Annotated in this window: 28 protein-coding genes, 3 tRNA genes, 1 other RNA gene and 1 riboswitch; of the genes, 12 read left to right on the top strand and 20 right to left on the bottom strand. The window is 62.4% G+C overall.

All coding sequences use genetic code 11. The features are described from left to right. Positions 1–61: 61 nt before the first annotated feature. Positions 62–550, bottom strand: coding sequence for a DUF6691 family protein (locus NHAM_RS14880; protein ID WP_011511332.1), 489 nt, complete (start codon positions 548–550; stop codon positions 62–64). 4 nt (positions 551–554) lie between these two features. After that, the gene (locus tag NHAM_RS14875; protein WP_011511331.1) at positions 555–974 is read right to left on the bottom strand and encodes a YeeE/YedE family protein; all 420 of its coding nucleotides are present in this window, start codon (positions 972–974) and stop codon (positions 555–557) included. 213 nt (positions 975–1187) lie between these two features. Here NHAM_RS14875 and NHAM_RS14870 point away from each other — a divergent pair, with 213 nt between their 5' ends. Continuing rightward, positions 1188–1622 (top strand): hypothetical protein, encoded by a 435-nt coding sequence (locus tag NHAM_RS14870; RefSeq protein WP_011511330.1) that lies wholly within the window; start codon positions 1188–1190, stop codon positions 1620–1622. Positions 1623–1765: 143 nt separating this feature from the next. After that, complete coding sequence (locus NHAM_RS14865; protein ID WP_041358201.1) at positions 1766–2101, top strand: hypothetical protein; 336 nt, start codon at positions 1766–1768, stop codon at positions 2099–2101. A gap of 230 nt (positions 2102–2331) precedes the next feature. On the opposite strand, the gene thiC is transcribed toward NHAM_RS14865, so the two are convergent. The 7 genes from thiC to NHAM_RS14830 all read right to left on the bottom strand — a co-directional run bounded on the left by thiC (position 2332) and on the right by NHAM_RS14830 (position 7969). Further along, positions 2332–4263: a phosphomethylpyrimidine synthase ThiC gene (thiC, locus tag NHAM_RS14860; protein WP_011511328.1), complete on the bottom strand. Its 1932-nt coding sequence runs from the start codon at positions 4261–4263 to the stop codon at positions 2332–2334. 28 nt (positions 4264–4291) lie between these two features. Further along, positions 4292–4678, bottom strand: coding sequence for a hypothetical protein (locus NHAM_RS14855; protein ID WP_011511327.1), 387 nt, complete (start codon positions 4676–4678; stop codon positions 4292–4294). A gap of 9 nt (positions 4679–4687) precedes the next feature. Then, the gene (locus NHAM_RS14850) at positions 4688–5314 is read right to left on the bottom strand and encodes a thiamine phosphate synthase (RefSeq protein ID WP_011511326.1); all 627 of its coding nucleotides are present in this window, start codon (positions 5312–5314) and stop codon (positions 4688–4690) included. After that, positions 5301–6083 carry a thiazole synthase gene (locus NHAM_RS14845; protein WP_011511325.1) on the bottom strand — a complete coding sequence of 261 codons (783 nt, stop codon included), beginning with the start codon at positions 6081–6083 and terminating at the stop codon, positions 5301–5303. The genes NHAM_RS14850 and NHAM_RS14845 overlap by 14 nt, the downstream gene beginning before the upstream one ends. A gap of 10 nt (positions 6084–6093) precedes the next feature. Next, the gene (gene thiS, locus NHAM_RS14840; RefSeq protein ID WP_011511324.1) at positions 6094–6291 is read right to left on the bottom strand and encodes a sulfur carrier protein ThiS; all 198 of its coding nucleotides are present in this window, start codon (positions 6289–6291) and stop codon (positions 6094–6096) included. Between the two features lie 4 nt (positions 6292–6295). Then, positions 6296–7312: an FAD-dependent oxidoreductase gene (locus tag NHAM_RS14835; protein WP_011511323.1), complete on the bottom strand. Its 1017-nt coding sequence runs from the start codon at positions 7310–7312 to the stop codon at positions 6296–6298. Continuing rightward, positions 7300–7435, bottom strand: a riboswitch (TPP riboswitch). Its footprint overlaps the gene before it by 13 nt. A 57-nt stretch (positions 7436–7492) precedes the next feature. Next, entirely contained in the window at positions 7493–7969 is a 477-nt protein-coding gene (locus NHAM_RS14830; protein ID WP_011511322.1) for a transglycosylase SLT domain-containing protein, read from the bottom strand. A 244-nt stretch (positions 7970–8213) separates the two neighbouring features. Here NHAM_RS14830 and NHAM_RS14825 point away from each other — a divergent pair, with 244 nt between their 5' ends. The 3 genes from NHAM_RS14825 to NHAM_RS14815 all read left to right on the top strand — a co-directional run bounded on the left by NHAM_RS14825 (position 8214) and on the right by NHAM_RS14815 (position 9667). Further along, a complete protein-coding gene (locus NHAM_RS14825) occupies positions 8214–8414 on the top strand; it encodes a hypothetical protein (protein ID WP_011511321.1) in 201 nt (66 codons plus the stop codon). Between the two features lie 371 nt (positions 8415–8785). Next, positions 8786–9310, top strand: a complete 525-nt coding sequence (locus tag NHAM_RS14820) for a PRC-barrel domain-containing protein (RefSeq protein WP_011511320.1) — start codon at positions 8786–8788, stop codon at positions 9308–9310. 144 nt (positions 9311–9454) lie between these two features. Beyond that, complete coding sequence (locus tag NHAM_RS14815; protein WP_011511319.1) at positions 9455–9667, top strand: dodecin family protein; 213 nt, start codon at positions 9455–9457, stop codon at positions 9665–9667. A gap of 80 nt (positions 9668–9747) precedes the next feature. On the opposite strand, the gene NHAM_RS14810 is transcribed toward NHAM_RS14815, so the two are convergent. After that, complete coding sequence (locus NHAM_RS14810; RefSeq protein WP_011511318.1) at positions 9748–11304, bottom strand: DUF4403 family protein; 1557 nt, start codon at positions 11302–11304, stop codon at positions 9748–9750. A gap of 536 nt (positions 11305–11840) precedes the next feature. On the opposite strand from NHAM_RS14810, the gene NHAM_RS14805 reads away from it, so the two are divergent. Then, positions 11841–13046, top strand: coding sequence for an extensin-like domain-containing protein (locus tag NHAM_RS14805; protein WP_011511317.1), 1206 nt, complete (start codon positions 11841–11843; stop codon positions 13044–13046). A gap of 166 nt (positions 13047–13212) precedes the next feature. On the opposite strand, the gene rnpB is transcribed toward NHAM_RS14805, so the two are convergent. Further along, positions 13213–13630: RNase P RNA component class A (gene rnpB / locus NHAM_RS24210), an RNA gene on the bottom strand. Positions 13631–13773: 143 nt separating this feature from the next. On the opposite strand from rnpB, the gene NHAM_RS27630 reads away from it, so the two are divergent. The 3 genes from NHAM_RS27630 (at position 13774) to NHAM_RS14795 (ending at position 15330) form a co-directional block, all read left to right on the top strand. Further along, positions 13774–13929 (top strand): hypothetical protein, encoded by a 156-nt coding sequence (locus NHAM_RS27630; protein ID WP_198136940.1) that lies wholly within the window; start codon positions 13774–13776, stop codon positions 13927–13929. Between the two features lie 205 nt (positions 13930–14134). Next, the gene (locus tag NHAM_RS14800; RefSeq protein ID WP_245269906.1) at positions 14135–14482 is read left to right on the top strand and encodes a hypothetical protein; all 348 of its coding nucleotides are present in this window, start codon (positions 14135–14137) and stop codon (positions 14480–14482) included. Between the two features lie 167 nt (positions 14483–14649). Then, positions 14650–15330 carry a ParA family protein gene (locus NHAM_RS14795; protein ID WP_011511314.1) on the top strand — a complete coding sequence of 227 codons (681 nt, stop codon included), beginning with the start codon at positions 14650–14652 and terminating at the stop codon, positions 15328–15330. 252 nt (positions 15331–15582) lie between these two features. Here the strand turns inward: NHAM_RS14795 and NHAM_RS14790 are convergent, their stop codons facing one another. Together NHAM_RS14790 and trxB are read right to left on the bottom strand one after the other, a co-directional pair. After that, entirely contained in the window at positions 15583–16506 is a 924-nt protein-coding gene (locus NHAM_RS14790; RefSeq protein ID WP_011511313.1) for a LysR family transcriptional regulator, read from the bottom strand. 2 nt (positions 16507–16508) lie between these two features. Next, positions 16509–17474 carry a thioredoxin-disulfide reductase gene (gene trxB / locus NHAM_RS14785; RefSeq protein WP_011511312.1) on the bottom strand — a complete coding sequence of 322 codons (966 nt, stop codon included), beginning with the start codon at positions 17472–17474 and terminating at the stop codon, positions 16509–16511. A 270-nt stretch (positions 17475–17744) separates the two neighbouring features. Between trxB and NHAM_RS14780 the strand changes: the two genes are divergently transcribed. Beyond that, positions 17745–18224, top strand: coding sequence for an Lrp/AsnC family transcriptional regulator (locus NHAM_RS14780; protein WP_011511311.1), 480 nt, complete (start codon positions 17745–17747; stop codon positions 18222–18224). Positions 18225–18302: 78 nt separating this feature from the next. Here NHAM_RS14780 and NHAM_RS14775 read toward each other — a convergent pair whose 3' ends face one another. The 4 genes from NHAM_RS14775 to carB all read right to left on the bottom strand — a co-directional run bounded on the left by NHAM_RS14775 (position 18303) and on the right by carB (position 23712). Continuing rightward, the gene (locus tag NHAM_RS14775; RefSeq protein WP_011511310.1) at positions 18303–18701 is read right to left on the bottom strand and encodes a DoxX family protein; all 399 of its coding nucleotides are present in this window, start codon (positions 18699–18701) and stop codon (positions 18303–18305) included. Positions 18702–18895: 194 nt separating this feature from the next. Next, positions 18896–19117, bottom strand: a complete 222-nt coding sequence (locus NHAM_RS14770; RefSeq protein WP_041358200.1) for a hypothetical protein — start codon at positions 19115–19117, stop codon at positions 18896–18898. Positions 19118–19265: 148 nt separating this feature from the next. Next, positions 19266–19742 carry a transcription elongation factor GreA gene (greA, locus tag NHAM_RS14765; protein WP_011511308.1) on the bottom strand — a complete coding sequence of 159 codons (477 nt, stop codon included), beginning with the start codon at positions 19740–19742 and terminating at the stop codon, positions 19266–19268. 505 nt (positions 19743–20247) lie between these two features. Continuing rightward, complete coding sequence (carB, locus tag NHAM_RS14760) at positions 20248–23712, bottom strand: carbamoyl-phosphate synthase large subunit (RefSeq protein ID WP_011511307.1); 3465 nt, start codon at positions 23710–23712, stop codon at positions 20248–20250. Between the two features lie 346 nt (positions 23713–24058). Between carB and NHAM_RS14755 the strand changes: the two genes are divergently transcribed. Then, the gene (locus NHAM_RS14755) at positions 24059–24490 is read left to right on the top strand and encodes a DUF302 domain-containing protein (RefSeq protein WP_011511306.1); all 432 of its coding nucleotides are present in this window, start codon (positions 24059–24061) and stop codon (positions 24488–24490) included. An 18-nt stretch (positions 24491–24508) separates the two neighbouring features. Here NHAM_RS14755 and NHAM_RS14750 read toward each other — a convergent pair. Next, positions 24509–24583 (bottom strand) — tRNA-OTHER (locus NHAM_RS14750). 104 nt (positions 24584–24687) lie between these two features. On the opposite strand from NHAM_RS14750, the gene NHAM_RS14745 reads away from it, so the two are divergent. Next, positions 24688–24760, top strand: a tRNA-OTHER gene (locus NHAM_RS14745). Between the two features lie 309 nt (positions 24761–25069). Here the strand turns inward: NHAM_RS14745 and NHAM_RS14735 are convergent. Together NHAM_RS14735 and NHAM_RS14730 are read right to left on the bottom strand one after the other, a co-directional pair. Continuing rightward, positions 25070–25144, bottom strand: a tRNA-OTHER gene (locus NHAM_RS14735). A 195-nt stretch (positions 25145–25339) separates the two neighbouring features. After that, complete coding sequence (locus NHAM_RS14730; RefSeq protein ID WP_011511305.1) at positions 25340–26065, bottom strand: class I SAM-dependent methyltransferase; 726 nt, start codon at positions 26063–26065, stop codon at positions 25340–25342. Positions 26066–26174 lie beyond the last annotated feature (109 nt).

The raw sequence follows: 26174 nt of genomic DNA, 5'->3' as shown, positions 1-26174 counted from the left end.
AAATGATTATTCCGGCGACGGAAATGCGCGTAACAGTAGAATGTGATATCTGAATGATATTCTAACGCGAGTTGTGTTGCTGGTCTGCGCAATCATCGAGTGCAGCCGCATACAGCGGCGAATCGCTTCGTCGGTTGAACCGATCACGCAACAGATCGTGTCCGGCCATCCCCGCCGCCATCGCGATCACGAAAACGATCACGGGTCCGCTCAGGCCCGCGAGATTGACCAGCGCCGGACCCGGACACAGGCCGATCAGCCCCCAGCCGATGCCGAACAGCACCGCGCCCGTGACCAGCGATGCATCGATATCGCTGCGATCAGGCCATCGCAGTTTTCCCGCCAGCAGCGGGATACCGCGCCGCCGCGCCAGCGCGAACCCGGCCGCCGTCACCGCGACCGCGCCCGCCATCACAAAAGCGAGCGTCGCATCCCACGCGCCGAAGACATCGAGAAAGTCGAGCACCTTGTCCGGTTGCGTCATGCCGGAGATCAGAAGGCCCGCGCCGAACAGCAGCCCGCAGCCGAGACTCGCCAGGATCAGCGGCATCGCATCAGCCTCCGAGACCGTGGCGGACGATGGCCACCGTGGCCACGGCGGTGACCATGAAAATGGCGGTGGCGGCGAGTGATCGTGCCGATAGCCGTGCGATGCCGCAGACGCCGTGACCCGAGGTGCAGCCGCCGCCCATGCGGGTGCCGATGCCGACGAACAAGCCGCCAATCGCGACCACGGCAAGGCTCGCAGGCGTCGCCGGCATCGGCAGCGGCCGTCCCGCGAGCGCCGCCAGCAGCGGCGCCGCGATCAATCCCGCGATGAAGGCGATCCGCCAGCGACGGTCGCCGCTGCGCAGCAGTCCGCCGAAGATGCCGCTGATGCCGGCGATCCGGCCGGTCAGGAGCATCAGCAGCGCGGTAGCCAATCCGATCAGCGCGCCGCCGATGAGGCCGGAGAGGGGGGTGAGATTGTGCATGGTCGTCGTGTCCGCGCTGAATGCATTTTCCGGATCGGTTGCCGCATTGCGACGGGCCGGGCGGTGCGGCGTCCCTGACGTGATCCTATCACCTTATTTCGACTGCGGTGCGATTGCGGATCGCAAGCATGCGGATTGCACGTGTCGCGCCCGGTCCCTACGCTTGCGGGCCATCCGAATCATTCCCGCCCTTCGCTCCCGGAGAATTCCCGTATGCCGTCCTCGCCTCTGTTTCGTGCAGTCCTGTTCGCGCTGGCCATCTGTTTCGGCCTGTCCACCGCTGCCCGCGCCGACAGCGGTGCGGTGACGCTGACGATCTACAAGGGCGGCTGGATTATCGGTGCGTCCGGCGGCGGCGGCACGCTCACCTTTCGCAGCCGGCGCTATCCGCTCTCGATCGGCGGACTGGATTACGGCCTGGTGTTCGGCGGATCGAAAACCGTGCTGCGCGGCCGCGTCAGCCACATCAGCCGGCCTTCCGATGTCGCCGGTGTCTATGGCGCGGCGGGCGCGGGGCTGGCGATCGGCGGCGGCGCCCGCGCCATCGTGCTGACCAACCAGAAGGGTGCGGTGCTGGAACTCTCCGGTCGTCAGTACGGCCTGATGGCCAACGCCGATCTCTCGGGCCTCGCGATCACGATGAAATAGCGGCGGTCCGTGTCGGCGAGCGCCGCACCGACCCGCCGGCGCAAAGCAATAGACGCGCAACTGCCATTGTGATTGAACTCAGCATACCCGTTTTCTGCAGCAGAGTTATATCTGTGCTAGGTACGGGGGTGTGGACAGCAAGAATGGGTGCGACTGTGTTCGGATTTAAAAAAAAGAAAGAAATTTTGCAAATCTGCTTCGGTATTGACACGCGGACCTTCAAGGTCGTTCGGGTGGTAGGAAGAGAAGGCGGTACCTACGACGTCGATGGTCAAGGTCCTAATGACAATCTTCAAAAGGATTCCGTAGAAACGGCAGTGAGGCTCACTCATGGCTACATTGCCGAACTCACTTGCTGGCCCGCTCACCAATGCGATGAGTCCCTTATCCGGGAAGTTGAAGCCGATTTAAAGACGAAGGCCGAGAAGATGAAAGAGGCCGCCAATGCGGCGCCAGGTCAAGAGACCAATAGTCGCTAGCTGGCCTTTATCGTCGCTTCAAAGCTTCGAGCTCGCTACCCTCAGCGCCTACCGGGCTGGTCTCGGTTGAAAGGCGCAGTGCTTCACAAGGCGATTGCGCATAGCAACAAGGCCCCGACGCGGGGCCTTGTTGCGTTATAGCGTCTCGATCATGCGGCCAAACCCGCCGCCAGCGTGGTGTGGTCAGGCAGGAATGGCCGGTTACGGCTTCGCCTAACCCGCCCGCACATTCACAACACCTTGTTGCTTTCCTTCACGGCTTCCGCTTCGACATAAACCTGTCCGCCCATCTCCTTGAACTTCTCGCTCATCTGCGTCATGCCGTCTTCAATGACGCCTTTCATCGTCATGCCGCTGGCGAGTTTGCTGCCCTCGGGATAAAGCGCCGCCTTCTCGTTGTCGCCCAGTGTGGCGGCGTAGTCGCGCACGTCCTGCGTGATCTTCATCGAGCAGAATTTCGGGCCGCACATCGAGCAGAAATGCGCGACCTTGTGCGCCTCCTTCGGCAGCGTCTCGTCATGGAAGGCCACCGCCGTCTCCGGATCGAGGCCGAGGTTGAACTGATCCTGCCAGCGGAAATCGAACCGCGCGCGGCTCAGTGCGTCATCGCGCAGTTGCGCAGCCGGATGGCCCTTGGCAAGATCGGCGGCGTGCGCCGCGACGCGATAGGTGATGACGCCGGTCTTGACGTCGTCGCGGTTCGGCAGCCCGAGATGCTCCTTCGGCGTAACATAACAGAGCATCGCGCAGCCGAACCAGCCGATCATGGCGGCGCCGATGCCTGATGTGATGTGGTCGTAGCCCGGCGCGATGTCGGTGGTCAGCGGGCCCAGCGTATAGAACGGCGCTTCGCCGCACTCTTTGAGCTGCTTGTCCATGTTGATCTTGATCTTGTGCATCGGCACGTGGCCGGGGCCTTCGATCATCACCTGGCAGCCCTTGTTCCACGCGATCTGCGTCAGCTCGCCGAGCGTTTCCAGTTCCGCGAACTGGGCGCGGTCGTTGGCGTCGGCGATCGAGCCCGGGCGCAGGCCGTCGCCCAGCGAGAACGACACGTCATACTTGCGCATGAGATCGCAGATCTCCTCGAAGTGGGTGTAGAGGAAGCTCTCCTTGTGGTGGGCGAGGCACCACTTCGCCATGATCGATCCGCCGCGCGAGACGATGCCGGTGACGCGGTCGGCGGTGAGGTGGATGTAGGGCAGGCGCACGCCGGCGTGGATGGTGAAGTAATCGACGCCCTGTTCGCACTGCTCCACCAGCGTGTCGCGGTAAAGCTCCCACGTCAGCTTGACCGGATCGCCGTCGCACTTCTCCAGTGCCTGATAGATCGGCACGGTGCCAATAGGTACTGGCGAATTGCGCAAGATCCATTCGCGCGTGGTGTGGATGTTGCGTCCCGTCGAGAGGTCCATCACGGTGTCGGCGCCCCAGCGGATCGCCCACACCATCTTATCCACCTCCTCCTCGACGGAGGAGGTCACCGCGCTGTTGCCGATGTTGGCGTTGATCTTCACCAGAAAATTACGGCCGATGATCATCGGCTCAAGCTCGGCGTGGTTGATGTTGGCCGGGATGATGGCGCGGCCGCGCGCGATCTCCTCGCGCACGAATTCCGGCGTGATGAAGGTGGGCACCGCAGCGCCGAAGCTTTCGCCGTCGGCCAGCGCGGCTTCGGCGCGTTCGAGTTGCTGCTTGCGCCCGATGTTCTCGCGCTCGGCGACGTAGATCATCTCCTTGGTGATGATGCCTGCGCGTGCGAATTCGAGTTGGGTGATCGGCGCATCGCCGACACCACGCAGCGGCTTGTGATGCGCCTTGAACGCGGTCGCGGCGTGGGACGCGCCGACATTGCCGTTGTCCTCGGGCTTGATGACGCGGCCGTCGTATTCCTCGACGCCGCCGCGTTCCTTCACCCAGGCAAGGCGCGTGCGCGGCAGACCGGCATTGACGTCGATGGTGACGTCCGGGTCGGTATAGGGTCCCGATGTGTCGTAGACCGGCAGGTTCGGTTCGCCCGCGCCTTCGCTCAGGACGATCTCGCGCAGCGGCACGAGCAGGTCGGGTGCGGCCTCGGGCACCGAGAAAATCTTGCGGGAGGAGGGCAGGGCGCCGGTGGTGACGGCGGGGCGCGTGGTGTCCGGATTGGAGCGGATGTTCATGGCGTTTCTCCGGTACGAGGAATTGCGTTCAGTGCAGATAGCCGAATAGACAGAAGACGGCGCCGATCGCGAGCCAGATGCATCCGGCCAGGATCGGCATGGCAGCATGGCGCAGGAATGCGCGCGCGCCCGCATAAAGCAATGGCGGTTCGACGATGCGGATCGCGCCAGCAATAACCAGCAGCCAGCCGAACAGCGTCACGATCACGCGCCAGTCCGCGGTCCAGACGTTGTGCGTCAGGACGATGGCGAGGCCGGCCGGCATCACCATCAGTCCGGCGAGGAACATCAGCGCGCGGCTGGCCAGGAACTCCTCGACCATGGAGTGGAAACTCCGTCGGTTGAGCAGCACGGCAAGACCGGCCGTCATCATGACCGGGCCGATCAGCCGTGCGATGAAGACGGATGTCTGCATGACGGTACCTCATGCGGTTTCAATCACCTGTTCGAGCCATGCCTTCACCCGCGCGTCGGGATCGGGGTTCTGCGTCACGTCGCTGACCACGGCGATCGAGTCCGCGCCGGCGTCGAAAATTTCCGCCGCCTGCTCGAGCTTGATGCCGCCGATGGCGACCAGCGGAATGTTGCCGACGCGCTTCTTCCACTCGGCGATTTTCGGAATGCCCTGCGGGGCGAAGCGCATCGATTTCAGCGTGGTGAAGAAGATCGGCCCCAGCGCGACATAATCCGGCTCGGCGGCGAGCGCGGTATCGAGTTCGGCATCGTCATGGGTGGAAAGGCCGAGCGTCAGCCCGGCTTTGCGGATCTCATGGACGTCGGCCGTCGTGAGATCCTCCTGGCCGAGGTGAACGTGCTTCGCGCCGGCCACGATCGCCGCGCGCCAGTAGTCGTTGACCACGAGCCGCGTCGGCGTGTCCTTGACGATCTGCAGCGCGTCGCTGACGAGTTGCAGCGACTCGCCGTCGTTGAGGTCTTTTGCGCGCAACTGCACCGTGCCGACGCCGAGTCCGGTCAGGCGGCGTACCCAATCCAGCGTATCGACGACAGGATAGAAGCGGTCAGGATACGCGCTGCGATCAGGATACGGCATGCCAGAAGGGTGTCCCTACCACGGGGGTTGAGGGGGAGGCGAAGTCGCGGGCCTCCATCAGGCCCGCCTCAAAGGCGGTGCGGCCGGCCTCGACCGCGAGGCTGAACGCGCCGGCCATGGCGACGGGATCGGCGGCCTTGGCCACGGCGGTGTTAAGCAGCACGGCGTCGTAACCAAGCTCGCAAGCCTGCGCGGCGTGGCTGGGCGCACCGATCCCGGCATCGACGACGAGGGTGATATCGGGCAGCCGCTCGCGCAGCAGCCTCAGGGCGTCGCGATTGACGATGCCTTTCGCGCTTCCGATCGGTGCGGCCCACGGCATCACCACCTTGCAGCCGACCTCGACCAGCCGCATGGCGACGCCGAGGTCCTCGGTACAATAGGGAAACACCTTAAAGCCGTCCTTGATGAGAACGGCGGCGGCTTCGACCAGGCCGATGACGTCGGGTTGCAGCGTGTCGTTGTCGGCGATGACCTCAAGCTTGATCCACGACGTGCCGAACAGCTCGCGTGCGAGTTTCGCTGTCGTGACGGCTTCGCGCACGCTTTTGCAGCCGGCGGTGTTTGGCAGCACGGTGACATCGAGCTCGCGGATCAGCGACCAGAACGCATCGCCGGTCCTGCCGCCCGCGGTTTCCCGCCGCAGCGACACCGTGACGATCTGGCTGCCCGCGGCGCGGATCGCGTCCTGCATGATTTTCGGCGACGGATACAACGCCGTGCCGATCAAGAGCCGGGAGGAAAATTCACGATCGTAGAATTTCAGCATTGGTCGACCTTTAGCCTCCCTGCCGCGGCGTGATGATCTCGATCTCGTCGCCGCTTTTCAGAACCGTGTCCGCCCAGCGGTTTTTCGGCAGCACGTCGAAATTCACGGCGATAGCGACATGCGTGCTCCCGTAGTCGAGCTCGCTTAGCAGCGCGTCCACGGTCTGCGCCGCGATCTCCCGCTGTTCGCCGTTGACGGTCACTTGCATCGCATCACTCGCATTGCATCACCTCGTTGTCGATCTCGCCGCGTGCGACGTAAGCGAGCGTCAGCTCCGCGAGCGCCGGCGACAGCAGAAAGCCGTGGCGAAAAAGTCCGTTGACCGCGATGCGGTTCTTGTCGATCGCGATGCGCGGCAGGTTGTCGGGAAACGCGGGCCGCAGACCTGCGCCGATCTCCACGATCCGCGCTTCGCCGAAGGCCGGATGCACAGCGTAAGCCGCGCTGAGCAGCTCAAGCGCCGAGCGGACACTGACGCCGTCGTCCTCGCGTTCGATCGAGGTGGCGCCGATCATGAAGCGGTTGTCCTCGCGCGGAATGATGTAGAGCGGCCAGCGCGGATGCAGCAGCCGCACCGGGCGCGACAGCGCAATCTCGTCGGTTTCGACGATGATCTCCTCGCCCTTGACGCCGCGCAGGTCCGGGAACGTGTCGCGCGCGGCAAGGCCGCGGCAATCGATCGCCATTCCGTCGAGGTGGCGGGCATCCGGCGCGCTGTCAAATTCGATTTTGCCGCCGGCGGCGCGAATGCGGGCGTGCAATTGCGGCAGCACGCGGCGCGGCTCGACATGGCCTTCGTGCGGGAAGAACAGCGCCTCGCGAAATCGTCCGTCGAGCGATGGTTCAAGCTCGCTCACTTTATCGCCCTGAATGCGCTGATGCCCCGATGTCATGCGCGCAAAACGCTCGAAGTCGGAGCGGTCGCGCGGATGCGCCACCACCAGCGACCCGTTGAAAGGCGTATCGGGAACGTGTTCGCGCCACAGCGCGAGCGAGCGAAGGCCGAGACGCGTGACGAGGGGTTCGGACACCTCAGATTCGCACCATGGCGCCAGCATGCCGCCGGCCCAGTGGCTGGTGGCCTGCGTCATCGCGTCGCTGCCGCGCTCGTGAAGCGTGACGGCGTACCCGGCTTTCGCGAACAGCAACGCCTGCCACGCGCCGGCGATGCCTGCGCCAATCACCGCGACGGGAGAATCCCCCCATATCTCTCGCGTATTCTGAAACATCCCTGTCCCTTCGCCGGCATGACCCGGATCAGGTTCAAAGGGTCACCGCGGTCCTGCAATCCGTCTTCGGATTGCGAGCTTGCGGTATCTCAGCTCCCTGACGGAGCACCCCTCGGAACACCCCTAATTTAGGCCGAAAGGGGTCGGTGTCAACGCGCGGCAAGGCGCAATCTTCCATTGTCAGCGCGGCGCGATCGACAGCGGTGCGCCGGGGATTCGTGCGTCGGCGCTCATGGTTTCGTGCCGGGCACGCTGCAGCCGCTGTCGTTTCGCCGCGTAATAGTAGCCGCCAGCGTAATAGGCCACGGCGCGGTCGTGGTTGCCGTGAGCTGCCTGGTATGCGCCGGCGAGATACCTGACCGCGTAGGTGAGATTGGTTTCGGGATCGAGCAGGCCTTCGGCGGTGCCGGTGTAGCCAAGCCCCCTCGCGGTCGCGAGCTTGATCTGCATCATGCCGTAATTGCCGCGGTGCACTGCGCGCGGGTTGTAGCGGCTCTCGCGCACGATGACGCGGTGGACCAGTTCGACGGGAACGCCGTTGGCTTGCGCGTGTGCCGCCACCATCGACTCGTATTGTGCCCGCTGCGCCGACGAGGGCTGCGGCCATGCCAGCACGACAAGACCAAGAAACGGAACGCATTTGCTGAGATTTGTCACGAATGGCCTTTCACCGATCAGTCTAATGCCTATCGCCTCAATCGCGACTTTCCTGTGGCAAAGCCGGCGAAGTCAACGCATGGGCTCACGCGATTTCATCGTCTCGGCCGAAAAAAGAAAAAAAGGAACTCAGGTGGCGTCCGGTCGTTAAGCGAGCGCGTGCCGCTGTGGGCGTCGGCCGCTGGCGGCGTCACCGCGCACGAATCCGCGAACAGCAGAAGCAGAAGCAGATGGGAGAAGCATCATGGTCGCTGTCGTATCTGATTATTTGCCTCATCAAAATCCCTGCGCGCAATGTGGCAAGCCGATTGCCACGCCCGTCTGGTTCGAGGACGAGCCGCGCCGAACCTGGTATCTCTGGCAGTGCGCCCACTGCGGCTACCAGTTCGAAGCGGTCGCGTTCTTCAGCGAGGCCGCCGGCAAGCCGGGCGCGATCGCGGCCTGAGGGCGGTCCATCCTGGCGGTCGCACCATCCCGTTGTGTGCTCTTGCAGCATCTCCGCAGGAACGGCGGTGGTGCCGGCGCGTTGATGCTTTCTGCCTGATTGCTTCATCGACGTATTACTCGCGTGATGATTGGTCGTGCTGCCGCGCGAGCGGGAGTTCGGCGTGAGTCAATCCCGCGATCAGCTCTCAAGCTTGCGTAAGTCGTTCGTTCGCCACGTTGTATGGCTTTCACTTGCGCGCAGCGCTTGCCGCAAATCCCGTCGCGCCGTTCCGTTCCCTCAGGAAACCCGAACAATCCGGAATGTTTCCGGGAACGACTGTCGGAGTCGTGTGTTCTTGCTACTCATTTCAACCCGAAGGAGGTGCACTGATGATTGCCAAACATATGACCGTCGCATTGATCGGTTCCGCATTGCTGGCCACGGCGGCGGTCGCGCAAACGTCAACCACCACGACGAACACCATGAGTGCTCCGGCCGCCACATCGTCTGAGTCCGGCTATCATGGCGACTGGCGCTCGTCGAAAATGATAGGCCTGAACGTCTATAACGACGCCAACGAGAAGCTCGGTTCGATCAGCGATTTGCTGCTGGACAAGAGCGGAAAGATCAACGCGGCGGTGATTGGCGTCGGCGGATTCCTCGGTGTCGGTGAGCGTCTGGTTGCGGTGTCCTTCGACAAGATCAAGTTCTTGGACACGCCTGTGCCGTCGACATCGGCCTCGACGACGGCGCCGGCGGGCAACGGTATGCGTTCGGAGACCACCACAGGCGCGGCGACATCCGCGCCTGCAGCGACGAACACGAAGACCAATCCGTGGTATCCGGATCACGCTGTCTTCAACGCGAGCAAGGAACAGCTGAAGGCGATGCCCGAGTTCAAGTATTCGACCTGAGCTGGCGGAACGGTTTAACAACGGCGCGCCCGGTTTTTGGCCGGGCGCGTTTTGTGTGGCGGTATACGGCAGGCGGCTTCATGCTTCGTTGTTAGCTTACAGTCGGCAGGACCACCTGCGTCCTGTCATCGAACGGAGGACAACATGGCTGACAGTGTCTACAAGGTCATCGAACTGATTGGCACCAGCAAAGAATCCTGGGAGAAGGCGGCCACGACCGCGGTCGAGCGGGCAGGGCAATCGCTCCGGGATCTTCGCGTCGCCGAAGTTGTCAAGCTTGACATGCAGTTGGACGACGAGGGCAAGGTCGAGGCCTATCGGGCCAAGCTCAAGGTCTCATTCAAATTTGAGGATTAAAGCAGGGTGAGGTTTGATTGAATCGTCATGCCCGGCCTCATGCCGGGCACCCACGTCTAGAAGTCAATTCATCCGGGCGATTACAGCGCTGGCAGTGTCTTGATCTCGACGTTCACGGCGCCCGCCGCTTCCGCGATGACGCGCAGCGTTCTGGAATCGAACGCGATATCGGCGAGCTTCAGGCTGGTGATCTCGGCCTTGACCCGGACCCCGTCCTCGTTCTTCTGAAAATCCGCGATGGCCGCGGCGATCTTCTCGCGCGCGTTCGATGCGAACGGCTTGAGGTCGACGGTTGCCTTCTCCGCCAAGGCCTGTTGCAGATAGGGCATCGCGGCGCGCGCGGCGGTGCCGAGCAGTCCGAACGCGGCTTCGGATTCGACCGCGAGCTGGATATCGGACAAGTGCAGGGTCTGCTTGGCTTGGTCGAGCACGGGTTTGCCCCAGATGTGGACGGTGGCCTCGCCGCCGAAACCGAACCAGCTTTTCTTTTCCTTCGCATGAACCAGCAGCGAGATCAGAAGCCGGTCGCCCGCAGCCGCGACGCTGGCCTGCTTGACAGTGACGTCGACCGGGCCGCTGCCATCCTCGGGAAACGTCTTGCCGGCGAACTGCGCCTCGATGATCCTGTTGATGTCGGTGAAGGGCACGTCGATCGGAACGCCGATGTTCAGTCGGCCCGGCGTGGCCGGCACGATGGCGAGCGTCGTGGGGAACGGACAGTCCGGCTTGGTTGCCGCGGTGGTGATCCGCGTTTCGGCCTCGAGGCCGAGCGTCAGCGTGACGTTGCTGGCATCGATGCGTGGTTGAGCCGCGACGGCGCGCACCGGCTTCAGCTCGAGATACAGGTTCTGCAACCCGGCTGCGCCCTTTAACGGGATCGAGCGGCACATCCGCGCCCATTGCAGCCGCGCGCTGCGCTCCAGCGCGGGATCGTTGCGGATGCGCTGTTGCAGGCTCGCGAGCTGTTCGTTGACCGCCCTGTCGATGACGGGCTTGACCTGCGAGGGGACGTTGACACGGGCGCCGGCAACCGAGAGGTTGGTATCACCGAGATTGACCTGCGCGGTCATGTTGGGGTCGATGCGCCAGCTCTCGGTCAGCGTCGGCCGCGCCGTCATCACGACGTCGCCCTTGATCTCGGCATTGGCATTCAGGTTCTTGATGTTCACGCGGCCGATCTGTTTGGCGACGTTGCCGCCGAGCACGCTTGCAAGCGCGTTGCCGACCGCGCCCTGGGCGTTGGCTGACAGCGATCCCGTGACCTTGAGGGTACCGGTCAGCGGCGTCGACAGCGACAGCACATCGTTGGCGCCCGTGGCGCTGATCGCGCCGCGCGACGCGGTCCATCCGATGTCCGCGTTCTGGAGAATCTGCGCCGCCGGATTATCGGCCTTGCCGGCGAAGGTGTGCGGAGCGGCGCGGTCGGCGGCGACGCGAATGACGGCGATCGGAATGGTGATCGGCGCGACGATGCTCGAACTGCGGTTGACGGGCGCCAGCGGCGGCAATGTCGCAAGCACGGGCTTGTCGATTCCACGCGGCGATACCCAGTCCATAGCCTTGAGACTGACAAGGAACGAGACCGCAAGGACCCCGATGCCGAGCAGGATGGTTTTGAGATTGAACTCCGGCCGCATTGGCTCCCCGGCGCAATTGTCCGATGACCGAGTCTACAGGCAGCGGGCAATGGATGCCAGCGCACGCGGCTGCTGCAGCGGTTGGGTCCGTGCTCGCCCGACGCGGTGAATGCGGGAGCAGAACCACAGTCGTGCGGGCGGGCCGCCAGAGCGTTTTCGAGCGAAGCATGTCCTTGGGCTTGACCCGAGGATGGATACCGTTTCGCTTGAAGAAAACGCGTCAAATCAAAATCATAGAGCCTCGCTTCTGATTCTATCGGAAGCGGAAAGACTCTAGAAAACGCCCAGCACGATCGCGCAGACGAAGGCGAGCGCGACATAGGCGGTTACAACGCTCATGCGGCCGGTGAAAGTCATGTGACGACTCCCTGATCACGCCGTTGGTCCGTCGTAACGCGGAAAGCTGGCAACCGTTCCCGGCGGAACAAAGTTAACTGTGCTGCCCATCTTCCATTGTGCATCGCAACGACGTGGTTAAAAAAGACTGAAAACAACGCGTTGAAGAAGCCTTAAATAAATTCGTTGAACGTGCGCGGATGACGCGCAGAGTTGCCTTGTATCTCGTCGGCTCCGTCGTCCTTGTGTCGCTGGCCGGTTGCGGACGCGGTTTCTTTCAGACCGCGGAGCGCGAACCGTGGCGGGCCGAGGCCGAAGCCGCATGTCTGAAATCCGGCGAGGTCAAGGAAAGCGCCGAGCTCGTTCGCATCCGCCCGATCAGTGGCCCCGGCGTTTGCGGCGCCGAATTTCCTCTGAAGGTTTCGGCGTTCGGTGAAAGTCCGGTTTACGGCTTTGCCAATGAGGATCTCAGGCCGCCCGCGTCGGTCGGCCGCAATCAGCCGCGCTGGCCGGTCGCGCAGCCGTCGTATCCGGCAGCCGCTCGCCAGTCCGCCTATGGCAGTGGGCCGAGCGGCCCAGTCTCGCTGAACGCGCCCGGCGTGCACCCTGTTGAAGACCGGATCGAGTTGCCGCCGGACGGAACGCCGGATGCGGCTCGCGTGTCGTCCTATCCGTCGGATGATCCTTACGCGCAACCGCATCCCGGTTCGCAATCCCGTCCCTATGGCGGCGAGCGATCGACGGCATATCCCGCAACGCCAGGCGTTGGCTCGTCACAACAAAATTCGCCGTTGCCGCGGCTCGGACCGGCGCGCGGGACGATCACAAACGCGGTCGGGGCTGTCGCTGTGAAGCCAGCCGCCACGCTTGCCTGCCCGATCGTCTCGGCGCTTGATCGCTGGCTCGCGGATGCGGTGCAGCCGGCGGCGATGCGCTGGTTCGGCGCGCGCGTCGCCGAGATCAAGCAGATCTCGGCCTATTCCTGCCGCGGCATGAACGGCAACCCGCACGCGCACATCTCCGAGCACGCCTTTGGCAACGCGCTCGATATCGCCGGGTTTACGCTGGCGGATGGACGATACGTTTCCGTGCAGCACGGATGGAAGGGGCTGCCGGAAGAGCAGGGTTTCCTGCGCGACGTGGAAGCGTCGGCCTGTCAGCGCTTCACCACGGTGCTGGCGCCCGGCTCCAACGTCCATCATTATAATCACATCCACGTCGATCTGATGCGCCGCGCGAGCCGCCGCGTGGTCTGCAAGCCGGCGGCGGTATCGGGCGAGGAAATCGCGGCGCGCGCCGCGCGCGGCTCGTATGCCGGTCGCGAGCCTGCGGTGACGGGATCGCTGGGCGGCAGCAAGAGCCATTCGCACAGTCACGGTGCCAGCGAGGCGGATTACGACGAGTAAGGCCCGCAAGCGGGTATGCTTGATATCGGCAAGACGTCTGCTGCGGGTTTTCCGAAATGGCGAGGGGTCCGGCGTGGGTACGCCGAACCCCTCATTCACAGTGAAACGCGTTTTCCTTATGCGAACCGGAAAGTTCATCCCTCTTCGTTCGAAAACGCTGCGCGAACATATCAGCCGGCCTGTAAGCCGGGTTCTGTAGGGCACCGCGCGCTTGCGCACGCGATACGTGACGGCCATTCCTCTGGGGCAACGTTTGCACGTTGCCTCATGCAACCTACCCGGACAGCGGGCCCGACATGGCCCTGCGATGTTATCGCCGAAGGCGAACCTCTCGCGATGCCGCCCCTATTCGGTTTTGCTCCCGGTGTGGTTTGCCATGCCGTCTCCGTTGCCGGAGACGCGGTGCGCTCTTACCGCACCTTTTCACCCTTACCTGCTCCGGGGAGGAGGCGGTTCGTTCTCTGTGGCACTGTCCCTGGGGTCGCCCCCGCCGGACGTTATCCGGCACCGTATGTCGATGGAGCCCGGACTTTCCTCTCCCGCAGCCTTTCGGCCGCAGCGGGAGCGGCCGTCCGGCCGACTGACGCGATACGCATGACGGGTGCAAGCGGCGGCGTCAAGCCAGGCGGAGCAGACCCCGGCGATTTCGAAGATTTGCCGCCCAGTGGAACCCGCGCAGCCCGTTCTCCATTGAATCCCTGCGGTAATGTCCGCAAGGGAGGTTGCAATGACCGATTTGCGCCTTTGGCGTTCCAGCCACGGCGTGCCTGTCGAGGACATGCGCGGGATCGTGCCTGAGGAAACAAACTACGCCATCGGCTGGATGCTGAGCGCGCTCTTGACGCTGGCAGTGGTGTGCGTCGTCTGGGTGTTCGGCTTCTAGAGCCTTTTCGCTTCTGATGGAATCAGAAGCGGGCTCTATGATTTTTATTTGACGCGTTTTCTTCCCGCGAACCGGTATCCACTTCGCTCGAAAACGCTCTAATTTGAAAGCCGATGCGGAAGGCGCCTTTTGCTGACACCGACTGAAGCGACTGGGCTATTCAGCGGTCAGGCTGTTGCGCGACATCCCGCCGCGTTGTCACGCGATGACGGATCAACATCTTTCCGCCACGGAGCGAACAGTGAGCAACGATCACCGAGCGGAGCTCGATCGGCATTTTGCCTGGTTTGAGGATAAAATGCCGCCACGATTGGCGAAATTCATCGGCTGGGTGCGCAAGCCGTCGTCGCGGCTGGTGCGTATTCCGCTGGCGATCATGCTGATCGTCGGCGGCATCTTCAGTTTTCTACCGGTGCTGGGGCTATGGATGTTGCCGCTGGGACTTATCCTGATCGCGCAGGATCTGCCGTTTCTGCAAGCGCCGATGGCGCGGATGCTCGGCTGGATCGAGCGCAAATGGATGGAGCGGAAAGCCGCGAAACGCGCGTGGTAATTGGTCTTTTTGCGCGGGCGAGACTCAAATATCAAACAGCGGTGTGACTCAAATGCCAGTATGGTATGAAAAACCCACGCGCGGCAGTGATTGACGGTAAGATTTGTCTTTAACGAATCAGCATGCTGATTCATCTTAGTCTCCCGGGTCAATCTGGAGACCAAGGTATGAACGTTATTGTTTTCGCATCGCGTAAAGGCGGTTCAGGCAAAAGCACCCTGGCCGCTCATCTTGCCGCGCAGGTTCATAAGGCTTCGAGGCCCTGTCTGCTGGTGGATGCCGATCCACAGGGATCGCTGACGCTTTGGCACAAGCTGCGCGGCACCAACGAACCTCCGATCCGGACAGCCAACCGTTCCGTAACCGAGATCATCAACTCCGCGAAGCGCGACGGCTTCGAGTGGGTCTTTATCGACACGCCTCCGACCCTGTCGGCCGTCGTCGATGACGCCATCCGCAATGCAACCATGGTCGTGGTCCCCGCGCGTCCGGGCGTCTTCGATGTCAATGCGGTTCAGGATACCATCCAGATCTGCCGGTCCGCACGCAGGCCGTATGCCGTTGTCGTCAACGGCGCGCCGGCGATGCGCGATGGCTCCGAAAGCCCGATCGTCACCATTGCCCGCGAGGCTCTTGCGAAATTCCGCGCTCCGGTTTGGAGCGGTCAGATTACCAATCGTGCCGACCTGCTGCTGGCGCTCGCACATGGCGAAGGCGCCCGCGAATACGATTCCCGTGGTCGCGCCGCCTCCGAGATCGGACGGCTGTGGGCGGCGATCGAACGCTCCGTCAAGGCGATCCGCGGCGCCGCGTCCTCGGGCGGGACCATGCACAAGCACGCAGCGTAAAATCTTTCCGCTTCTGATGGAATCAGAAGCGGGGCTTTGTGATTTTGATTTGACGCGTTTTCTTAACGCGAACCGGCATCCATCCTCGGGTCAAGCCCGAGGACATGCTTTGCTCGAAAACGCTATAGCATCTCGCGGACTATGGTCCTCGCCGGGGGGCGCGGCAATCAACGAGACCGCATGTCAGTCATGCGGAGTTCGAACGACGCTGTCGCGAGCCCGGGCATTGCAAAAGAACCTGCGGTGTGCGGATCAGGACGGCCAGCGCTGCGCCTTGCTGACCACGAAATCGCGGAAGGCCTGAATACGCGCGACGGATTTCAGCTCTTCAGGATACACGAAATAGGTGTCGAGCTGAATCGAATCGGATTCGCTGAACAACTGCACCAGGCGGTTGTTCTCGCCGACCAGATAATCCGGCAGCGCAGCGATGCCGAGGCCCTGCTTACAGGCGCTGAACAGGCCCAGTATGTTGTTCACGGTGAAGTACGGTTCGCGCGGTCCCGTGCCGTTGCGACCGGCCCCGATCAGCCAGTTGCGATTCTGGAGATGGGCCGACGCATATGTATCGGTGAGCAGGATGATACGATGTCCGTCGAGTTCCTCCAGTGCCCGCGGGGTACCGAAGTGTTTGACGTATTCGGTCGAACAGTAGGCGTGGAAACCCATCGCAAACAGCTTGCGCTGAATGAGATCAGGCTGGGTCGGCTTGTGTGTGCGGATCGCGATATCGGCCTCGCGCATCGACAGATCGAGCTCTTCGTCGGTGAGAATCAGCGAGACCCGTATCTCCGGGTAGAGCGCGGTGAATTCGCCAAGCCGGGGAATCAGCCAGTTGATGCCGATGCCCGGCGTCGTCGTCACCCTGAGGTCTCCGCTCGGCCGCTCGCGGCTGTCGGTGAGCTTGGCGCGCGCCGCCTGCAATTGGATGAAGACCTCGTGCGTGGTGCGAAACAGCAGGTCGCCCTGTTCGGTCAGGATCAGTCCTCGCGCATGGCGATGAAACAGCGCCACCGAGAGTTCCTGCTCCAGCGCGCCGACCTGCCGCGATACGGCAGACTGCGACAGCCCGAGTTGTTCGCCGGCATGTGTGAAGCTGCCGGCCTCGGCGGCGGCATGAAACACCTTCAGCTTGTCCCAGTCCATGTCGGTAAAACCGTCGCGATTCCGTAGCATCGTTACTCCGCAGCCGCGCGGTCGCTCGCATGCGCGGCGAGAAACCGTTCGGCCTCCAGTGCTGCCATGCAGCCAAGGCCCGCGGCCGTGACTGCCTGGCGATAAACCTCGTCGGCGACATCGCCGGCTGCGAACAGGCCGGGCACCGACGTTGCCGTTGAGTTCGGCGCAACCTCGATGTAGCCCGAGCTTTTCAGCTTGACCTTGCCCGCCACCAGCTCGGTGGCTGGCGCGTGACCGATCGCGATGAACACGCCGTCGGCCGCGACCTCGGTGAGGGCGCCGGTCTTGACGTTCTTCAGCCGGACGTGGGTGACCTTGGGCGGATCCTCAGTGCCGCAGATTTCGTCGAGGGCGCTGTCCCAGACCACCTTGATCTTGGGATGCTTGAATGCACGATCCTGCAGGATGCGTTCGGCGCGGAAGTGATCGCGGCGATGAACGAGGGTGACCTGCGTGGCGAAATTGGTCAGGAACAGCGCTTCCTCAACCGCGGTATTGCCGCCGCCGACCACGATCACGTTCTTGCCGCGATAGAAGAAGCCGTCGCAGGTAGCGCAGGCCGAGACGCCGAATCCCTTGAAGCTGTCCTCGGACGGCAGACCGAGCCAGCGCGCCTGCGCGCCGGTAGCAAGGATCACGGTCTCGGCAAGGTAGACGTCACCGCTATCGCAGGTCAGCCGGAACGGCCGCTGCGACACATCGAGTGAATTCACCGTATCGGTCACGATCCTGGTGCCGACATGCGTCGCCTGCTTTTCCATCTGCTCCATCAGCCACGGCCCCTGGATCACGTCCGCAAAGCCGGGATAGTTTTCGACATCGGTCGTAATGGTGAGCTGGCCGCCGGGCTGGATGCCCTGGATCAGCACCGGCTCCAGCATGGCACGCGCCGCGTAGATCGCCGCCGTATAGCCTGCTGGACCAGAGCCGATGATGACAACCTTGGCGTGGGCGGGAGCAGGCATCGGTCGGGACCCCATGGCGAGAAGATGGTGCGCGCGCGGGCGGCGAGAAAGGCCCGTGGAGGCGGTACGGAGACGGCGGGAAAAGCGTCAGATCGGTGTCCATAATATCTGGCAAGCTATGCGGGATTTGCAACCCGTCACTGCAAAAATTCCTCTAAACGCGAAAGTGGGATGCTGCGCAATAAAATTGCGCACACTGCCTGACCTGCGTTAATAGGCTTGGCTCGCGGAGATTCTCTTCGTTTGACCAGCTTCGGGGTTTGCACGCGCGTGTCGAAAAGCCTGGACGAGATCGACCTTAAGATTCTGAGCGAGATTCAGGCCGACGGCCGGATCACCAACGTCGAACTGGCTAAACGGGTCGGCATTTCGCCGCCGCCGTGTCTGCGCCGGGTCCGCACGCTGGAGGAGGAGGGTTACATCCAGGGCTACCGCGGATTGCTCGATCCGCAGCGGCTCGGTTTCGAGGTTACCGTCTTCGCGTCGGTGCATCTGTCGAGTCAGGCCGACGCCGATTTGCGCGCGTTCGAGGAGTTCGTGCGCGGCGAACCGCTCGTACGCGAATGCTGGATGCTGTCGGGCGAGGTCGATTTCATCCTGAAATGCGTGGCGCCCGATATGACGACATTTCAGGATTTCGTTTCGCATCTCACCGCTGCGCCGCATGTGCGCAACGTGCGAACCTCGCTGGTGCTGCACAACTCCAAATACGCCGCCGCGGTGCCGCTTGAGCTGAAGGTGCCGGGCTGAGGCAGCAAGGCGCGCCTGAAGACGTGGACGCCCGGCACAATGCCGGCTGTTTCAACCACGCCTTCTCCTGATCCTGCTTTAGCCCTTGTCGCCAATCATCCTGTCGAGGCTGACCGGCCCGCCTCCAGCGAACACGAGATAGAAGAAAACAAAGCAATACAGCGCGGCCAGTTCGCCGCCGTTGACGATCGGCATGAAGTTCTGCGGCGCGTGCACCATAAAGTAGGCCACCGCTGTCATGCCCGACGCGATGAAGGCAGCTGCACGCGTAAACAGCCCGATCACCAGCAGCGCACCGCCGACCAGTTCGATGATTCCGGCCATTCCAACCAGCGACGCGACGTTCAGATCGGCGAACATCGGCAGCGAAGGGAAGCCGAAAAGCTTGGCGGTGCCGTGTTGCATAAGCAGAAGCCCGCTCATGAAACGGAGCAGGCTCAGCGCCGTCGGCTGCCATTTTGAAAACAGCTGGTCCATGTCGGATTTCCCCCAGGGTGCGACATTGCAAAATCTTGGAACAACCGTGCGTCCGTCACCGCAGGGGTAACGCAAACATCAACGGCCTGGCTCTTGAATTGTTCCAGGTCTGGAACAAGCCGATGCTCGCTATCCTGCGTCATTGCGTCTCGGCAGCGACGGTGTCCCCACCGTTCAGCCTCAAAGGCGGATGGTCATGGCTGCAGGCAGCGGACCGGTTTGGGCTGACAGGAAAAACCGATATTCGAGCAAAGTGGCAGCGAGCCCTTGGCGTTGCGCGCGCAATTCACGCAGTCGTCGGTCCATCGGCTGCAATTCGGCGGGCCCTTTTGTACCGAAATCTCCGTCGCAGGCGGATGTCGCGGGATATCCATATCGGCCGCGAGGGCCGCGCCGGCGACGATCGCCGCCGTCATCGCGGTTGCGACGCTTAAACGGGAAAGCCGCATACCGCGTTCATCCTGCCCTTGCGGAAGTTGATATAAACCATATCAGGAAAAACAAAGTCCGGCCGCAGGGACGTATTCGCGACCAACGAACAGCGGAGTGACGATGATCGTTCCGCTATCGCCACTCGACCTTGGTGATCTCGTAGGCCTTGGCGCCTCCGGGCGCGACGACTTCGACCGAGGCCCCTTTCTTCTTGCCGATCAGGGCGCGTGCGAGCGGCGAGGTGATTGAAATGCGGCCCTTCTTGGCGTCGGCTTCGGCTTCGCCGACGATCTGCCACACCGCCTTCTTGTCGGTGTCCTCGTCGATCAGCGTCACGGTAGCGCCGAACTTGATGGTGTCGCCGGAAAGCTTGCTGACGTCGATGATCTCTGCGCGCGCCAGCTTGTCTTCGAGTTCGGCGATGCGGCCCTCGTTGTGCGACTGATCTTCCTTTGCGGCGTGATACTCCGCGTTTTCCGACAGATCGCCATGCGAGCGCGCCTCGGCGATGTGTTCGATGATGCGCGGCCGGTCCACCGACTGGCGCTTCTTCAGTTCGTCTGCGAGGGCGGCATGCCCGCCTCGGGTCATCGGAACCTTCTCGATCATCTCATTTCGTCCTTCGCTTCATCGGCGGCGGCCCTGCGGTGTTACGAAGCGGCTTCCGGTTCCGGACCCCGGCCGCAAAAATCCGCATTCGCCTGTTGCCCCTATTCCGAGGTTCGCATGTTTTTGCGGCAGCCTTTAATGTCTTCGCGGCAGCCCTTAATGCGAATTTCGGAATCAAAGAGACATTAGCAACTCTATGATTCTAGCGTGGTTTGGGTTCAGAAGCTCGCTTGACGGACTTAGCCGGGGCAATAAAGCGAGCTTCTGAACCCAAACCATAATAGCTGCTTACGACCGGTCTCGGTTGGAACAAACATCTCCGTAGCCGGCAGGTTCCAGCTCTATCAGGGCTCCTGCAACCGGTTATCGACCAATTGAGTCCGGTTCAGGCCGTAGAGCATTTTCCGGCTAAGTGGAATCCGGTTAGCCGAAAGAAAATGCTCTCAATCAATAACCTGCGCGTATTCTGATCGCAAAACCGGTGTCCACTTTTGCGGAATACGCGCTAGGTCTCGGAAAAGTAGCTCTGCAACGTGCGAACCTCAAGGTCCCCGCCCAGATAGGCGCGGATGCCCTGCGCGGCCGCCACGGCGCCCGAAAGAGTGGTGTAATACGGCACTTTATGCAAGAGGGCAGCACGCCGCAGCGAGCGGCTGTCGGCCAGTGCCTGCGGTCCATCGGTGGTGTTGAATACCAGTTGCACCTCGCCGTTGGTGATGGCGTCCACGATATGCGGCCGGCCCTCCAGAACCTTGTTGATCTTCTCGGCCGGAACGCCGCTGTCGGACAGGTAGCGTTGTGTCCCCGATGTCGCCATCACTCTGAAGCCGACCGAAGACAACAGCTTTACCGTTTCGAGGATGCGCATTTTGTCGGTTTCGCGGACCGAGACGAACACCGTGCCCTTGCGCGGCAGACGCGTACCGCCGCCGAGCTGGCTCTTGGCGAAGGCGATCTCGAACGAGCGGTCGATGCCCATCACCTCGCCGGTCGATTTCATTTCCGGACCGAGCACGGTATCGACGCCGGGGAAGCGCGCGAAGGGGAAGACCGATTCCTTGACGCCGACATGGCCGAGCTTCTGTGGCTTGAGCTTGAAGGAGGCCAACTTCTCGCCGGCCATGATCCGCGCCGCGATCTTGGCGACGGGAAGGCCGACCACCTTGGCGACGAACGGCACCGTGCGCGAGGCGCGGGGGTTCACTTCAAGCACGTAGATATCGCCGTCCTTGATGGCGTATTGCACGTTCATCAGGCCGATGACGTCGAGTCCGAGCGCAAGCTCGCGGGTCTGCCGCTCCAGCTCAGTGATGGTGGCCGCATCGAGCGAGCGCGGCGGCAGCGAGCAGGCCGAGTCGCCGGAGTGGATGCCCGCTTCCTCGATATGCTCCATGATGCCGACGACGAAGGTGTCCTTGCCGTCGCAGAGGCAATCGACATCGATTTCGGTGGCGTCGGAGAGATAGCGATCGAACAGCAGCGGGTTGGTGCCGAGCACGGTGTTGATCTGGCCGGTCTTGTCGTTCGGATAGCGCGCCTTGACGTCGGCGGGCACGAGTTCGGGCAGGGTGCCGAGCAGGTAGTCGCCGAGCTGGTTTTCCTCGCGGATGATCTGCATGGCGCGGCCGCCCAGCACGTAGGACGGGCGCACCACCAGCGGCAGGCCGAGATCGGCCGCCACCAGCCGCGCCTGCTCCACCGAATAGGCGATGCCGTTTTTCGGCTGCTTCAGTTTCAGCCGGTCGAGGATACGCTTGAAGCGGTCGCGGTCTTCCGCGAGATCGATGGCTTCGGGCGAGGTGCCGAGGATCGGCACGTCGGCCGCCTCCAGCGCGCGTGCAAGTTTCAGCGGCGTCTGGCCTCCGAACTGCACGATCACGCCGTGCAGCGTTCCGTTCTGCCGTTCGGTATCGATGATTTCCAGCACGTCTTCGGCCGTCAGCGGCTCGAAGTAGAGCCGGTCGGCGGTGTCGTAGTCGGTCGACACCGTTTCCGGATTACAGTTGACCATGATCGTTTCAAAGCCGGCGTCCGACAGCGCGAAGCAGGCATGGCAACAGCAATAGTCGAACTCGATGCCCTGACCGATGCGGTTGGGACCGCCGCCGAGGATGACGACCTTTGTCCTGTCCGACGGTGCGCTCTCGTCGACAACCGCGCCCGCGAACGGCGATTCGTAGGTCGAGTACATGTACGCGGTCGGTGAGGCGAATTCCGCGGCGCAGGTGTCGATGCGCTTGTAGGCCGGGCGCACGCCGAGTGTACGGCGGAGCGTTTTGACCTCCGCCTCGGTCTTGCCTGCGAGCACCGCCAGGCGCGCGTCCGAGAAACCCATCGCCTTGAGCGTGCGCATACCGAAGGCGTTGCCCGGCAGGCCGTGGGCGCGGACCTTGTTCTCCATCTCGACGATGCCGCGCAGTTCGGCGAGGAACCAGGGGTCGATCTTGCAGGAATTGAAGATATCCTCGTCGCTCCAGCCGAGCCGCATCGCCTGCGCGAGCTGCAGCAGGCGATCGGGGGTTGGCGTGCCGAGCGCTGCGCGGATCGCGTTCTTGTCGTCGCTCTGACCCAGGCCTTCGATCTCGATTTCGTCGAGGCCGGTGAGGCCGATCTCCAGTCCGCGCAGTGCCTTCTGGAGACTTTCCTGAAAGGTGCGGCCGATCGCCATCACCTCGCCGACCGATTTCATCGAGGTGGTCAGCGTGGTCGAGGCGCCGGGAAATTTTTCGAAAGCGAAACGCGGAATCTTGGTGACGACGTAGTCGATGCTGGGCTCGAACGATGCCGGAGTCGCGCCGCCGGTGATATCGTTGGCGATCTCGTCGAGCGTGTAGCCGACAGCGAGTTTTGCCGCGACCTTGGCGATCGGGAAGCCCGTCGCTTTTGATGCGAGTGCCGAGGAGCGCGACACGCGCGGATTCATTTCGATGACGACCATGCGGCCGTCGGCAGGATCGACGCCGAACTGCACGTTGGAGCCGCCGGTCTCGACGCCGATCTCCCGCAACACCGCCAGCGAGGCGTCGCGCATGATCTGGTATTCCTTGTCGGTCAGCGTCAGCGCCGGCGCCACCGTGATGGAGTCGCCGGTGTGGACGCCCATCGGATCGAGATTCTCGATCGAGCAGACGATGATGCAGTTGTCCTTTTTGTCGCGGACGACTTCCATCTCGTACTCTTTCCAGCCGAGCACGCTCTCTTCGATCAAGACCTCGTTGGTCGGGGAGGCGTCGAGGCCGCGCTCGATGATGTCGAGAAACTCGTCGCGCGTGTAGGCGATGCCGCCGCCGGTGCCGCCCATGGTGAAGGAGGGACGGATGATCGCAGGCAGGCCGATCTCCGACAGCGCCATCAGCGCTTCCGCCATCGCCTGCTGCTGGTAACGCTTGCGGCGCTCGTTCTCGCCGAGCGTCCATTGCCGTTCGAATTCGGCGAGCGCGTCGCCGGAGAGCTTGTCTTTCTCGGCGAGGTGGCTGTCGCGATCGGATTTCTTGAGCGCGGAGGCGTTGGCGAGACGGGATTTAGGCGTTTCGAGGCCGATCTTGGTCATGGCCTCGCGGAACAGTTGCCGGTCCTCGGCCTTGTCGATGGCGTCGGCGGTGGCGCCGATCATCTCGACGTCGAACTCCTCCAGCGTGCCCAGCCGGCGCAGCGACAAGGCGCAGTTCAGCGCGGTCTGGCCGCCCATGGTCGGCAGCAGTGCGAAACCGCCGGGAATGACGTGGCGTTCCTTTTCGATGATCCTGGCGACGATTTCCGGGGTGATCGGCTCGATATAGGTGGCGTCGGCGAGCTCGGGATCGGTCATGATCGTCGCCGGATTGGAATTGACCAGGACGACCCGGTAACCCTCCTCCTTCAGCGCCTTCACCGCCTGGGTGCCGGAATAGTCGAATTCGCAGGCCTGACCAATGACGATCGGCCCGGCGCCGATGATGAGGATGGTCGATATGTCGGTGCGTTTAGGCATTAAGTCCCGGACTGAAAACTGGGCACAAAAAAAGGGCGCGCGTGCCGCGCGTCCCTTGTGCAAGAGCGCGATCTTCGCGCGCGGGGTGTCTTTAGACCAGATTTCCGGGGCGGGGAAGGACTATAAGGGCTTCATCACCGGCAATTCCCGGTTTGGAGGAGCAAAAAGTCCTTTCGTGGCCATTTGTTTCCCTTCGCTCGAGGCGATCCGGGCTGGGGTATGAAACAAATCGGCGGCCGCCGACGAGAGAACCCGTCTGTCACGCGCGGACGAGTGTCTTGTGCTATCATTGCGTGGTCAACCGGATGCAAATGTTGGAATCGGACCACCAGTTTCGGAGCCTTTTATGGCTGGTTTGACGCAAGCTGCGACTGATCTGGTGACGAAGCAAAGCTCGCACTCTTTCGAGATCACGCTGGATCATCTGGAAGCGGCGGTGAAGGACAGTGGTCTGAAGGTCTTTACGCGCCTCGATCATTCCGCTGCGGCAAAGGCTGTCGGTCTTGAGATGCCGCCGGCGACGGTTCTGGTGGTCGGCAGTCCACAAGGCGGAACACCGCTGTTTCTTCAGCACCCGATGTTGGCCATCGATTTGCCGCTGAAAATGCTGGTCTGGCAGGATCAGGCCGGCAAGGTTTATGTCAGCTATAACGACGCGGCTTACATATCGGCTGTTTTCGCGCGCCATGGATTCGATGCACAGAGCGAGAAGCTCCAGGCTGCTGCGAAGGTGTTGGAGAGCAAACTGGCCGCTGCAACCGATGCGGCGATCGGGTAGCTTCAAGAATGAAGAAATTGGAGGCCCAGCCTGGACTTGAACCAGGATAAAAAGCTTTGCACAGCTCCCGCGTCGAACTTCCGCCACCGGGCCGCGGGTATATTTGCAGATATTTCCGCCGGGTCGAGCGGTTGTTCAACTGTAACGTTAATCGCAACTTCCGCGCATGAGCGGCGGCGATGTGCTATTTGTGTCGTGCGGGTTTAGCTTAGTGGCAAAGCAGCGGCTTCCAGGTCGCAGACCGATCTTCAATTCATCGAATCCGCTCCATCATAATTACGACCGCCACGGCAGCGGGTTCTCTGCGGCCGTTGTGATTTTTCGCGTCGTCAGGGCGCGTGCAGCTTGCCGATCATTCGATTCTCAATTGGTGCTGGCGCGAACGATCGATGACGGCGCGCGTTTCGCCGCCACAGCGTGAAGGTGATGAAGGACGCGAAGATGCGATCCGGATCACTCGTGGCGTGTCTCGGAAATGCGGAGTCTCGGCGGCTGCACTGAGGCGAAAATCCGACGAGGTCCTTCATCGCATATTCAGCGGCATTGCGATGAGATTCTGCTTTTCAACAGGAGAAAGTTTGGAGGCCCGGCCTGGACTTGAACCAGGATAAAAAGCTTTGCACAGCTCCCGCGTCGAACTTCCGCCACCGGGCCGACCGCAATATTCCGCAACAATCGGCGATCGGCGAATCTTAATGCCGCTTAACGTTAACCGTTCGGTTGACCAGATCGTCTGTTTTCGATGCGCCTAGAGCCTTTTCGCTAGATGGAATCAGAAGCGAGGCTCTATGATTTTGAATTGACGCGTTTTCTTGACGCGAACCGGTACCCACTTCGCTCGAAAACGCTCTAACTTGCGGCATCCGCGTTGCGGCCACGCTCGAAGGCGAGCCGCGCCACAAACGTCATACGCGACGGGTTATGGCCGATATTCGCCGGCGTCCGCGTCGCCGTGAATCCGGCGGCGGCGAGCTTGGCCAGCATCTCGGCCTCGTTGTAACGTTGCAGCCCGATCCTGGTGCGGAGCTGTCGATAGTCGGACAGAGCCGTGCGGGCCAGCCCCCGCAGCGCGTCTTTCACGAAGCCATGCTTTGCCGCGAAGCGAAGCAGGGCGATCACGTCGCCGGATAGTCCCACATTCGGTTGCAGGATGTCGCCCAGCACCAGACGGCCGGCCGGCTTGAGCAGACGGCGGATCACAGCGAACGCGGCGTCGAGCGCGTCCGGCGTCATGTACTGTGCGACCGAGTTCATCACCGCCAGATCGACGGATTTCTCGTCCATGTGCCGGAGTTCGTCCAGCGAGCGCACCCGGATTTTTGTGTTGGGAGCGAACCGCACGACCAGCCGGCCGCGAACGCCCGGCGCGGGCTCCGCGAGGATAAGCCGGCCGCAGGCATCGGCCACCGTTTCCGCAGAGAGCGCTTCGCCGCAGGCGTAGTCCAGCACGACGGAATGCTTCGACGGGATGTAGCCGACGATGTCCCGGGCAATGGTCCTAAAATGCACGTCGCGGTGCAGCTTGCTGACGTAAATCGTGTGGGGAGAGTCGTAGTACTCGATCCAGTCATTCATGACGGTCTGAGCCAATCTTCGTGTTCCGCGTCCGGAACCTGTCGCAGAATAGCACGTTAGCGAGCTGTCGCAGAATAGCGCGTTATCAGGGTCAGGAGCGGTTTTCCGG

The organism is Nitrobacter hamburgensis X14, from assembly GCF_000013885.1.
Lineage (GTDB): Bacteria > Pseudomonadota > Alphaproteobacteria > Rhizobiales > Xanthobacteraceae > Nitrobacter > Nitrobacter hamburgensis.
This window is presented reverse-complemented; position numbering and strand designations above follow the sequence as displayed.